Annotated in this window: 12 protein-coding genes, 1 pseudogene and 1 other annotated feature; of the genes and pseudogenes, 11 read left to right on the top strand and 2 right to left on the bottom strand. The window is 40.7% G+C overall.

Features of this window, described 5'->3' with window-relative positions; all coding sequences use genetic code 11:
• Nucleotides 1–60: 60 nt before the first annotated feature.
• Complete coding sequence (gene ald, locus L0P31_RS04655) at nt 61–1,173, bottom strand: alanine dehydrogenase (protein ID WP_238095975.1); 1,113 nt, start codon at nt 1,171–1,173, stop codon at nt 61–63.
• 171 nt (nt 1,174–1,344) lie between these two features.
• Between ald and L0P31_RS04650 the strand changes: the two genes are divergently transcribed.
• From L0P31_RS04650 to L0P31_RS04630, 5 genes are all read left to right on the top strand, one after another.
• On the top strand, nt 1,345–1,914 hold the full coding sequence (locus L0P31_RS04650) for a GNAT family N-acetyltransferase (RefSeq protein WP_000443732.1): 570 nt from the start codon (nt 1,345–1,347) through the stop codon (nt 1,912–1,914).
• 66 nt (nt 1,915–1,980) lie between these two features.
• Entirely contained in the window at nt 1,981–2,631 is a 651-nt protein-coding gene (locus tag L0P31_RS04645) for a helix-hairpin-helix domain-containing protein (protein WP_000387351.1), read from the top strand.
• Entirely contained in the window at nt 2,615–4,855 is a 2,241-nt protein-coding gene (locus tag L0P31_RS04640) for a DNA internalization-related competence protein ComEC/Rec2 (protein WP_238095973.1), read from the top strand. Before L0P31_RS04645 ends, L0P31_RS04640 begins: the two co-directional genes overlap by 17 nt.
• A 399-nt stretch (nt 4,856–5,254) precedes the next feature.
• On the top strand, nt 5,255–5,842 hold the full coding sequence (locus tag L0P31_RS04635) for an ABC transporter ATP-binding protein (RefSeq protein WP_070527344.1): 588 nt from the start codon (nt 5,255–5,257) through the stop codon (nt 5,840–5,842).
• 3 nt (nt 5,843–5,845) lie between these two features.
• A complete protein-coding gene (locus L0P31_RS04630; protein WP_238095971.1) occupies nt 5,846–7,030 on the top strand; it encodes a hypothetical protein in 1,185 nt (394 codons plus the stop codon).
• On the opposite strand, the pseudogene L0P31_RS09450 reads toward L0P31_RS04630, so the two are convergent.
• Nucleotides 7,017–7,196 (bottom strand): annotated as a pseudogene (locus L0P31_RS09450) (hypothetical protein). The gene L0P31_RS04630 and the pseudogene L0P31_RS09450 overlap by 14 nt on opposite strands.
• An 8-nt stretch (nt 7,197–7,204) precedes the next feature.
• Nucleotides 7,205–7,336: a sequence feature (ribosomal protein L20 leader region), on the top strand.
• 15 nt (nt 7,337–7,351) lie between these two features.
• On the opposite strand from L0P31_RS09450, the gene infC reads away from it, so the two are divergent.
• From infC to L0P31_RS04600, 6 genes are all read left to right on the top strand, one after another.
• Nucleotides 7,352–7,882 (top strand): translation initiation factor IF-3, encoded by a 531-nt coding sequence (gene infC / locus L0P31_RS04625; RefSeq protein WP_000848180.1) that lies wholly within the window; start codon nt 7,352–7,354, stop codon nt 7,880–7,882.
• 33 nt (nt 7,883–7,915) lie between these two features.
• Nucleotides 7,916–8,116: a 50S ribosomal protein L35 gene (rpmI, locus tag L0P31_RS04620; RefSeq protein WP_001125943.1), complete on the top strand. Its 201-nt coding sequence runs from the start codon at nt 7,916–7,918 to the stop codon at nt 8,114–8,116.
• Nucleotides 8,117–8,167: 51 nt separating this feature from the next.
• Nucleotides 8,168–8,527 carry a 50S ribosomal protein L20 gene (gene rplT / locus L0P31_RS04615; protein WP_000124834.1) on the top strand — a complete coding sequence of 120 codons (360 nt, stop codon included), beginning with the start codon at nt 8,168–8,170 and terminating at the stop codon, nt 8,525–8,527.
• Between the two features lie 58 nt (nt 8,528–8,585).
• The gene (gloA, locus tag L0P31_RS04610) at nt 8,586–8,966 is read left to right on the top strand and encodes a lactoylglutathione lyase (protein ID WP_000157153.1); all 381 of its coding nucleotides are present in this window, start codon (nt 8,586–8,588) and stop codon (nt 8,964–8,966) included.
• A gap of 248 nt (nt 8,967–9,214) precedes the next feature.
• A complete protein-coding gene (locus tag L0P31_RS04605) occupies nt 9,215–10,015 on the top strand; it encodes a dihydroorotate dehydrogenase electron transfer subunit (RefSeq protein ID WP_238095969.1) in 801 nt (266 codons plus the stop codon).
• Complete coding sequence (locus tag L0P31_RS04600; protein WP_238095967.1) at nt 9,978–10,964, top strand: dihydroorotate dehydrogenase; 987 nt, start codon at nt 9,978–9,980, stop codon at nt 10,962–10,964. Before L0P31_RS04605 ends, L0P31_RS04600 begins: the two co-directional genes overlap by 38 nt.
• Nucleotide 10,965 lies beyond the last annotated feature (1 nt).

The following is a 10,965-nucleotide window of genomic DNA, read 5'->3' as shown; positions in this document are numbered from 1 at the left end:
AAATAGGCTCCATAATATCTATAGGGAATTTACCCACTACAAATATTATAGAGCCATTTTTTATACTAGTTCATCAATTGGAGTATGTTTTTGATCGAGACCTTGAGCTACTGGAAGACTGGTTAAGTAACCTTGATAAGTGGTAACACCTTGACGCAAGCCCTCATCCTCAGAGATTGCTTGCACAAAACCTTTACCAGCCAAAGCTTCGATATAAGGAAGAGTGACATTAGTTAGGGCGATGGTTGAAGTACGGGCAACTGCACCGGGGATGTTAGCAACGGCATAGTGGAGCACACCGTGTTTTTCATAGACAGGCTCATCGTGCGTTGTCACACGGTCAGCTGTCTCGATAACACCACCTTGGTCAACAGCAACGTCAACGATGACTGATCCTGGACGCATTTGCTTGACCATCTCATCTGTCACCAATTTTGGTGCTTTGGCACCTGGGATGAGAACCGCTCCGATCACCACATCCGCATCTCTCACACTGGCTTCGATGTTGAGCGAATTGGACATAAGGGTTTGAATTTGATGACCAAAGACCTCCTCTAAAACAGAGAGACGTTTAGCACTGATATCAAGGATGGTCACTTGCGCTCCCAATCCTAAAGCGATGCGGGCAGCATGGGTCCCTACGACACCGCCACCGATGATGGTTACTTTCCCTTTAGGTACACCCGGGACACCACCCAGTAGAACGCCAGCACCTCCTGCTTGCTTGGTTAGGAAATGAGCACCGATTTGGACTGCCATACGGCCTGCAACCTCACTCATAGGTACGAGGAGTGGTAACTGACCTTGGGAATCACGAACAGTTTCATAGGCAATCCCTGTTGTTTTTGCTGCTAGCATAGCATCTGCTAATTCTGGAGCAGCGGCCATGTGCAAGTAGGTGAAGAGAAGCAGGTCGTCACGTAAGTAACCATATTCAGAAGCTAGTGGTTCTTTTACTTTCACGACCAACTCAGCTGCCCAGGCTTCACCAGCAGTAGCGACAATCTCAGCTCCTTGCTTTTGATAGTCAGTATCAGTAAAGCCTGAACCGAGACCAGCATTTGTTTCGATAAGGACGCGATGACCACGACCGACTAAGCTGTGGACACCAGCAGGTGTGAGGGCGACACGTTTTTCATTATTCTTAATTTCTTTTGGAATTCCGATTAACATAGAGAAAAACTCCCTTTCTATTGACGGGTTATAAATGATTTATCACAATTATCTATAAAATAAGGTGATGATTTTATTCTATATGAAACCGCTTTAAAAAGCAAGGAAAACTTGTTGTAACTTCTTTTTTATGCTAGACTGATAGAAAATACTTTTGAATGGTAGAAACGTATGGAATCAATCTTTTTAAAACTAGCTCAGTATCCAATAGTCGAGACTGAGCGTTTATTGCTTAGACCTGTAACCTTGGATGATGCAGAAGAAATGTTTGACTATGCCTCGGATAAGGATAATACACGTTACACTTTTCTAACCAATCAAAATTTAGAAGAAACCAAAAATAATATTGCTCAGTTCTACTTGGCTAATCCCTTGGGACGTTGGGGAATAGAACTAAAAAGCAATGGCAAATTTATCGGAACAATTGATTTGCACAAGATTGATCCTGCTCTTAAGAAGGCGGCTATTGGCTACATTATCAATAAAAAGTATTGGAATCAAGGATTAACGACAGAAGCCAATCGTGCCGTGATTGAGCTGGCTTTTGAGAAGATTGGAATGAACAAGTTGACCGCCCTTCACGATAAGGATAATCCCGCATCTGGCAAGGTCATGGAGAAATCAGGCATGCGCTTTTCCCATGAAGAACCATATGCTTGTATGGACCAGCATGAAGAAGGCCGAATCGTTACAAGAGTTCATTATGTCTTGACCAAGGAAGACTATTTTACATATAAATAAGCAGTTGAGAAGAAATTTTCAACTGTTTTTTCTTCCTCTTACGAATAATCTAAGAGAGGAGAAAATATGGAAGCAATTATCGAGAAAATCAAAGAGTATAAAATCATTGTTATCTGTACTGGTCTGGGATTACTTGTCGGAGGATTTTTCCTGCTAAAGCCAGCTCCACAAACACCTGTCAAGGAAACGAATTTGCAGGCAGAAGTTGTAGCAGTTTCCAAGGATTCGGTATCCGAAAAGGAAGTAAAGAAGGAAGAAAAGGAAGAACCCCTTGAACAAGATCTAATCACAGTAGATGTCAAAGGTGCTGTTAAATCGCCAGGGATTTATGATTTGCCTGTAGGTAGTCGAGTCAATGATGCTGTTCAGAAGGCTGGTGGCTTGACAGAACAAGCAGATAGCAAGTCGCTCAATCTAGCTCAGAAAGTTAGTGACGAGGCTCTGGTTTACGTCCCAACTAAGGGAGAAGAAGCAGCTAGTCAGCAGGCAGGTCCTGGGACGGCTTCCTCAACGAGCAAGGAAAAGAAGGTCAATCTCAATAAGGCCAGTCTGGAAGAACTCAAGCAGGTCAAAGGACTGGGTGGCAAACGAGCTCAGGATATTATCGACCATCGTGAGGCAAATGGGAAATTCAAGTCGGTTGATGAACTCAAGAAAGTCTCTGGCATTGGTGCCAAGACCATAGAAAAGTTAAAAGATTATGTTACAGTGGATTAAGAATTTCTCTATTCCCCTAATTTACCTTAGTTTTCTGTTGCTTTGGCTTTACTACGCCATTTTTTCAGCATCCTATCTTGCTTTGTTGGGCTTCGTTTTTCTGCTAGTCTGTCTTTTTTTCCAATTTCCTTGGAAACCTGCTAGCAAAGTTCTAGTGATTTGTGGAGTCTTTGGCTTTTGGTTTCTGTTTCAAAATTGGCAACAGAGTCAAGCGAGTCAAAATTTGGCGGATTCTGTTGAAAGGGTACGGATTTTGCCCGATACTATTAAGGTCAATGGTGATAGTCTGTCCTTTCGTGGCAAGTCTGATGGACGCATTTTTCAAGTCTATTATAAACTTCAGTCCGAGGAGGAGAAAGAAGCCTTTCAAGCCTTAATAGCTCTTCATGACTTGGAACTAGAAGGGAAGCTTTCGGAGCCAGAGGGGCAGAGGAATTTTGATGGATTTGACTACCAAGCCTATCTGAAGACTCAAGGGATTTACCAGACACTGACTATCAAGAGTATCAAGTCACTTCAAAAGGTTGGCAGTTGGAATGTAGGTGAAAACCTGTCCAGTTTACGTCGAAAGGCTGTAGTTTGGATTAAGACACATTTTCCAGATCCTATGCGCAATTACATGACGGGGCTTCTATTAGGACATCTGGACACGGACTTTGAGGAGATGAATGAGCTTTATTCCAGTCTAGGAATTATCCACCTCTTTGCCTTGTCGGGTATGCAGGTAGGCTTTTTCATGGATGGATTTAAGAAACTCCTCTTACGATTGGGCTTGACTCAAGAAAAGTTGAAATGGCTGACTTATCCCTTTTCCCTTATCTATGCAGGGATGACAGGATTTTCAGCATCGGTTATTCGCAGTCTCTTGCAAAAGTTACTGGCTCAACATGGTGTTAAGGGCTTGGATAATTTTGCCTTGACGGTGCTTGTACTCTTTATCATCATGCCCGACTTTTTCCTGACTGCAGGAGGAGTCTTGTCCTGCGCTTATGCTTTTATCTTGACCATGACCAGCAAAGAAGGGGAGGGGCTCAAGGCTGTTGCTAGAGAAAGTCTAGTCATTTCCTTGGGCATATTGCCCATTCTATCCTTCTATTTTGCGGAATTTCAACCTTGGTCTATCCTTTTGACCTTTGTCTTTTCCTTTCTATTTGACTTGGTCTTCTTACCGCTCTTGTCTATCTTATTTGCCCTTTCCTTTCTCTACCCAGTCATTCAGCTGAATTTTATTTTTGAATGGTTGGAGGGCATTATTCGTTTGGTCTCACAGGTGACAAGTAGACCTCTAGTCTTTGGCAAACCCAATGCATGGTTTTTGATTTTATTGTTAATTTCCTTGGCTTTAGTATATGATTTGAGAAAAAACATTAAAAGGCTAGCAGTATTAAGCTTATTGATTACAGGTCTCTTTTTCCTGACCAAGCATCCACTGGAAAATGAAATCACCATGCTGGATGTGGGGCAAGGGGAAAGTATTTTCCTACGGGATGTAACTGGGAAAACCATTCTCATAGATGTAGGTGGCAAGGCAGAGTCAAATAAGAAAATTGAGGCTTGGCAAGAAAAGGTAACGACTAGCAATGCCCAGCGAACCTTGATTCCCTACCTCAAAAGTCGTGGAGTAGATAAGATTGACCAGCTGATTTTGACAAATACGGACAAGGAACATGTTGGAGATTTGTTGGAGGTGACCAAGGCTTTCCATGTAGGCGAAATTTTAGTGTCCAAAGGCAGTTTGAAACAGAAGGAAATTGTTGCAGAACTACAGGCAACTCAAACCAAGGTGCGCAGTGTGACAACAGGAGAGAACTTGCTAATTTTTGGAAGTCAGTTAGAAGTCCTAGCTCCAAGGAAAATAGGAGATGGAGGTTATGATGATTCCCTGGTTCTGTATGGAAAACTTTTGGATAAGCACTTTCTCTTCACGGGAAATTTGGAGGAGAAAGGAGAGAAGGACATGCTGAAGCAATATCCTGACTTAGAGGTGGATGTATTGAAAGCTAGCCAACATGGCTCTAAAAAATCATCAAGTTCAGCCTTTCTAGAACAGCTCAAACCAGAGCTTACTCTTATCTCAGTTGGAAAGAGCAATCGAACCAAACTACCTCATCAGGAAACCTTGACACGACTGGAAGATATCAATAGCAAAGTTTACCGAACTGACCAGCAAGGAGCTATACGCTTTAAGGGGTGGAATAGTTGGAAAATCGAAAGCGTTCGATAGGAAGGACAAATATTATATATTAGTAAAATAAACTAAAAATCTGTTGCATAATAATGATAAAAACGATATAATGAAAGCGTCTTCAATATTGATGATATAAAATCATTAAAAATTAGTAAAAATCGTTTAATTAGTTAGTTTATGATCTATTGGTCTTTTTCAGTCCAGTATATCTGCTGTTAGCGTTCTTAAAACTTATAGGTATGGTTGGAATATCTACTATAAGTCTAGTATGAATTCCCAGAGATATAACTATATTAATTCCCTGTTATGGTATCGTTATGATAGCTATTCTGAATATAAAATTGGTTCTGGTTGGAATTACAATAGTTATGATGTAATAAACTACTCCAGCGGATGCTATTAATCCTTAAAGAGTGATAAAAAGGAGGGCTAGATATGTTGCATCTTACTCATGTGACCTTAAAAACACGACAAGTCATCTTACAAGATGTTGATTTTACATTTGAAAAGGGTAGGATTTATGGTATTCTTGCTATAAATGGTTCTGGAAAGACAACACTGTTCCGCGCCATTAGCAATTTAATTCCTATAAGTAGTGGAAATATCGCAGCCCCTCCTTCTTTATTTTATTATGAAAGCGTTGAATGGCTGGATGGTAACCTAAGTGGGATGGACTATCTTCGTCTTATAAAAAACATCTGGAAGTCAGATCTGAACTTGAGGGAGGAAATTGCCTATTGGGAAATGTCTGACTATGTCAGACTTCCCATTCGCAAGTATTCCTTAGGCATGAAGCAACGCTTGGTGATTGCCATGTATTTCCTCAGTCAGGCGAAATGCTGGCTCATGGATGAGATTACAAATGGCTTAGATGAGTATTATCGACAGAAGTTTTTTGATAGGCTAGCACAAATCGATAGACAAGAACAGCTGGTTCTTTTAAGTTCCCACTATAAGGAAGAGTTGCTTGATGTCTGCGATAGAGTAGTAACCATTCACCAGGGGCAAATAGAAGAGGTTTAGTTTATGAAAGATGTTAGTCTATTTTTATTAAAAAAAGTTTTCAAAAGTCGCTTAAACTGGATTATCTTAGCTTTATTTGTATCTGGACTCGGTGTTACCTTTTATTTAAATAGTCGGACTGCAAACTCACTCAGCTTGGAGAGCGAGTTGGAAACCCGTCTTGTAAAAGATGAGAGAGTCATCAATGAATATGAAGAGAAACTCTCCCAAATATCTGATACCAACTCGGAGGAATACCAGATTGCTAAAATTAATTTAGAATCGCAAAAAAATCATTCGACTCAAAAGACAGAAATTCTGACTTTATTAAAAGAAGGACGCTGGAAAGAAGCCTACTATTTGCAGTGGCAAGATGAGGAAAAGAGTTATGAAATTGTATCGAAGCAACCGACTTCTAGTTCTGACTTAAAAATGGCGGTTGACCGCGAACGAAAGACTTACCAAGCCCTATATCCCTTGAACATAAAAGCCCACAATTTGGTTTATCCGACCCACGGGATTGATCAGATTGTCTGGATTTTAGAGCTTATAATCCCAAGCTTGTTTGTGGTTGCTATTATTTTTATGCTAACGCAACTATTTGCAGAAAGATATCAAAATCATCTGGACACAGCTCAGTTATATCCTTTTTCAAAAGTGACATTTGCAATGTCTTCTCTTGGAGTTGGGGTGGGCTATGTAACTGTGCTGTTTATCGGAATCAGCGGATTTTCTTTTCTAGTGGGAAGTCTGATAAGTGGTTTTGGACAGTTAGATTATCCCTACCCGATTTATAGCTTAGTGAATCAAGAGGTAACTATTGGAAAGATACAAGATGTGTTATTTCCTGGCTTGTTATTAGCTTTCTTAGCCTTTATCGTCATTGTGGAAGTAGTGTACTTGATTGCTTACTTTTTCAAGCAAAAAATGCCTGTCCTCTTTCTTTCACTCATTGGGATTGTTGGCTTATTGTTTGGCATCCAAACAATTCAGCCTCTTCAAAGGATTGCACATCTGATTCCCTTTACTTACTTGCGTTCAGTGGAGATTTTATCTGGAAGATTACCTAAGCAGATTGATAATGTCAATCTGAATTGGGGTATGGGGCTAGTCTTACTTCCTTGCCTGATTATCCTTTTGTTAGTGGGGATTCTATTTATCGAAAGATGGGGCAGTTCACGTAAAAAGGAAGTTTTTAATAGATCCTAGCTTTCCTATAGGGAAAATAAGTAAAAACTAACATAGAGAGGGAATCAACTGGATTCTCTCTTTTTTGATGCGTAAACCAAGTCAAAATATAAAGCCAAAATATAAACAGAAACTTTTCAAAAAAATAACTTTTTATCTTGACAAGGGCTCGAAAACTTGGTATTATATAAAAGTTGAGAAAAGCAGAAGTGAGAGCTTCTCGCCTTGTGACATTAAGTTGCCTGGCCCTACGGATGAAAAGTTTCTAAGAAACGCTATCATAACGTGCGGGCTTGTATATTTACGAGTCCGCTATTGTTTTTCTCTAATAAAACAAAAGAGGTGAAAACCATAGCAAAGCAAGACTTATTCATCAATGATGAGATTCGTGTACGTGAAGTTCGCTTGATTGGTCTTGAAGGAGAACAGCTAGGCATCAAGCCACTCAGTGAAGCGCAAGCTTTGGCTGATAACGCTAATGTTGACCTAGTATTGATTCAACCCCAAGCCAAACCGCCTGTTGCAAAAATTATGGACTACGGTAAGTTCAAATTTGAGTACCAGAAGAAGCAAAAAGAACAACGTAAAAAACAAAGTGTTGTTACTGTGAAAGAAGTTCGTCTAAGTCCAACTATTGACAAGGGTGACTTTGATACAAAACTTCGCAATGCACGTAAATTCCTTGAAAAAGGAAATAAAGTTAAGGTATCTATTCGCTTTAAGGGTCGTATGATTACCCATAAAGAGATTGGTGCAAAAGTTTTAGCCGAGTTTGCTGAAGCAACTCAAGATATTGCCATCATCGAACAACGTGCTAAAATGGATGGACGTCAAATGTTCATGCAATTGGCGCCAGCAACTGACAAAAAATAATTGTCAGAAAGTTAAATAAAGGAGAAAAAAATCATGCCAAAACAAAAAACACACCGCGCATCAGCTAAACGTTTCAAACGTACAGGTTCTGGTGGACTTAAACGTTTCCGTGCTTACACTTCTCACCGTTTCCACGGAAAAACTAAGAAACAACGTCGTCATCTTCGTAAAGCATCTATGGTGCATTCAGGAGATTACAAACGTATCAAAGCAATGCTTACTCGCTTGAAATAATAGCTTGACTGTAAGTAAACAATTCTAGGAAATATTTGGAGGAAATAAAACATGGCACGTGTTAAAGGTGGCGTTGTATCACGCAAACGTCGTAAACGTATTCTTAAATTAGCAAAAGGTTACTATGGAGCTAAACACATCTTGTTCCGTACTGCAAAAGAACAAGTAATGAACTCTTACTACTATGCATACCGTGACCGTCGTCAGAAAAAACGTGACTTCCGCAAATTGTGGATCACTCGTATCAACGCGGCAGCTCGTATGAACGGACTTTCATACTCACAATTGATGCATGGTTTGAAATTGGCTGAGATCGAAGTTAACCGTAAAATGCTTGCTGACTTGGCTGTTAACGATGCAGCAGCTTTCACAGCTCTTGCAGATGCAGCTAAAGCAAAACTTGGTAAATAATAACAGATAAGACTGGAACAGGATTGTCCCAGTCTTTTTAAAAATAAAGGAGAAAAATATGGCTTCAAAAATGCTACATACTTGCTTGCGAGTAGAAAATCTTGAAAAATCAATTGCATTCTATCAAGATGCTTTTGGATTTAAAGAATTGCGTCGCAGAGATTTTCCAGACCATGCCTTCACGATTGTCTATCTAGGTCTTGAAGGTGACGACTATGAGTTGGAGTTGACTTATAACTACGATCATGGTCCTTATGTGGTTGGAGATGGATTTGCCCATATCGCCCTAAGTACACCTGATCTTGAAGCTCTTCATCAAGAGCATAGTGCAAAAGGATATGAAGTGACTGAGCCAAATGGTCTACCAGGAACTGCACCTAACTATTACTTTGTCAAAGACCCTGATGGCTACAAGGTTGAAGTCATTCGTGAAAAATAATCTCGTGAGGTCAAGTAGAATGTTCGTTTTCTACTTGACTTTTTTTTGCTGAAAGAGTATACTAGTAAAAATTTAACCTTTAAGGGGAGTCCAGAGAGACTCACAAGGTGTCAGATAAAAGAATAGTACAATTTTCTAGAGGAGACTTTTTGAGTGTGCTCTCTTCTGTTGTACGATTTTAACTGAGGCCTTGCACTAGCAAGGTCTTTTCTTTGTCTGGTCCCCTTAAAATTTAAGGAGGAAAAGTCATGAATCCCACATGTAAGAAACGTTTGGGTGCCATTCGTTTGGAAACCATGAAGGTGGTAGCACAGGAAGAAATCGCGCCAGCAATCTTTGAATTAGTTCTAGAAGGGGAAATGGTTGAAGCCATGCGAGCAGGCCAATTTCTTCATCTGCGTGTGCCTGATGATGCCCATCTTTTGCGTCGTCCTATTTCAATTTCGTCTATTGATAAGGTTAACAAGCAGTGTCATCTCATTTATCGGATTGAAGGTGCTGGTACAGCTATTTTTTCAACCTTAAGTCAGGGAGATACTCTTGATGTGATGGGACCTCAGGGGAATGGCTTTGACTTGTCTGATCTTGATGAGCAGAGTCAGGTTCTCCTTGTTGGTGGGGGGATTGGTGTTCCTCCCTTGCTTGAGGTGGCCAAGGAATTGCATACGCGTGGTGTGAAAGTAGTGACAGTTCTTGGTTTTGCCACTAAGGATGCTGTTATTTTAGAGACGGAATTAGCTCAATATGGTCAAGTCTTTGTAACGACAGATGATGGTTCTTATAGCATCAAGGGAAATGTGTCAGTCGTCATCAATGATTTAGATAATCAGTTTGACGCCGTCTACTCATGTGGGGCGCCTGGAATGATGAAGTATATCAATCAAACCTTTTATGAACACCCAAGAGCCTATCTATCTCTAGAATCTCGTATGGCTTGTGGGATGGGGGCTTGCTATGCCTGCGTCCTAAAAGTGCCAGAAAGCGAGACGGTCAGCCAACGCGTCTGTGAAGATGGCCCTGTTTTCCGTACAGGAACAGTTGTATTATAAGGAGAAAATTATGACTACAAATCGTTTACAAGTTTCTCTACCTGGTTTGGATTTGAAAAATCCGATTATTCCAGCATCAGGCTGTTTTGGTTTTGGTCAAGAGTATGCCAAGTACTATGATTTAGACCTTTTGGGTTCTATTATGATCAAGGCGACAACTCTTGAACCCCGTTTTGGCAATCCAACTCCAAGGGTGGCAGAAACACCCGCTGGTATGCTTAATGCAATCGGTTTGCAAAATCCTGGTTTGGAAGTTGTTTTGGCTGAAAAGCTACCTTGGTTGGAAAGAGAATATCCAAATCTTCCTATTATTGCCAATGTAGCTGGTTTTTCAAAACAAGAGTATGCGGCTGTTTCTCATGGTATTTCCAAGGCAACTAATGTGAAGGCTATTGAGCTCAATATTTCTTGTCCCAACGTAGATCACTGTAATCATGGACTCTTGATTGGTCAAGATCCAGATTTAGCTTATGATGTGGTGAAAGCAGCTGTGGAAGCCTCTGATGTGCCAGTTTATGTCAAATTAACCCCTAGTGTGACCGATATCGTTACTGTCGCAAAGGCAGCAGAGGATGCAGGAGCAAGTGGCTTGACTATGATTAATACTCTGGTTGGAATGCGTTTTGACCTCAAAACCAGAAAACCAATCTTGGCCAATGGAACAGGTGGAATGTCTGGTCCAGCAGTCTTTCCAGTAGCCCTCAAACTTATCCGCCAAGTCGCCCAAACAACAGACCTGCCTATCATTGGAATGGGAGGAGTGGATTCGGCTGAAGCTGCCCTAGAAATGTATCTGGCTGGAGCATCTGCTATAGGAGTTGGAACAGCCAACTTTACCAATCCTTACGCCTGTCCTGATATTATCGAAAATTTACCAAAGGTTATGGATAAATATGGTATCAGCAGTCTAGAAAATCTACGCAAGGAAGTAAAAGAGTCTCTGAGGTAAA

This window comes from Streptococcus mitis, from assembly GCF_022137125.1.
Taxonomy (GTDB): Bacteria; Bacillota; Bacilli; order Lactobacillales; family Streptococcaceae; genus Streptococcus; species Streptococcus mitis_CE.
The sequence above is the reverse complement of the archived record's forward strand: the minus strand, read 5'-3'. Positions and strand labels throughout refer to the sequence as shown.

Bases quoted from the DNA above. Each gene is read 5' to 3' on its own strand.
- rpmI (WP_001125943.1), top strand. From the start codon at position 7,916: ATGCCAAAACAAAAAACACACCGCGCATCAGCTAAACGTTTCAAACGT.
- L0P31_RS04650 (WP_000443732.1), top strand. From the start codon at position 1,345: ATGGAATCAATCTTTTTAAAACTAGCTCAGTATCCAATAGTCGAGACT.
- L0P31_RS04635 (WP_070527344.1), top strand. From the start codon at position 5,255: ATGTTGCATCTTACTCATGTGACCTTAAAAACACGACAAGTCATCTTA.
- L0P31_RS04630 (WP_238095971.1), top strand. From the start codon at position 5,846: ATGAAAGATGTTAGTCTATTTTTATTAAAAAAAGTTTTCAAAAGTCGC.
- L0P31_RS04600 (WP_238095967.1), top strand. From the start codon at position 9,978: ATGGCCCTGTTTTCCGTACAGGAACAGTTGTATTATAAGGAGAAAATT.
- L0P31_RS04605 (WP_238095969.1), top strand. From the start codon at position 9,215: ATGAATCCCACATGTAAGAAACGTTTGGGTGCCATTCGTTTGGAAACC.
- ald (WP_238095975.1), bottom strand. From the start codon at position 1,173: ATGTTAATCGGAATTCCAAAAGAAATTAAGAATAATGAAAAACGTGTC.
- rplT (WP_000124834.1), top strand. From the start codon at position 8,168: ATGGCACGTGTTAAAGGTGGCGTTGTATCACGCAAACGTCGTAAACGT.
- L0P31_RS04645 (WP_000387351.1), top strand. From the start codon at position 1,981: ATGGAAGCAATTATCGAGAAAATCAAAGAGTATAAAATCATTGTTATC.
- L0P31_RS04640 (WP_238095973.1), top strand. From the start codon at position 2,615: ATGTTACAGTGGATTAAGAATTTCTCTATTCCCCTAATTTACCTTAGT.
- gloA (WP_000157153.1), top strand. From the start codon at position 8,586: ATGGCTTCAAAAATGCTACATACTTGCTTGCGAGTAGAAAATCTTGAA.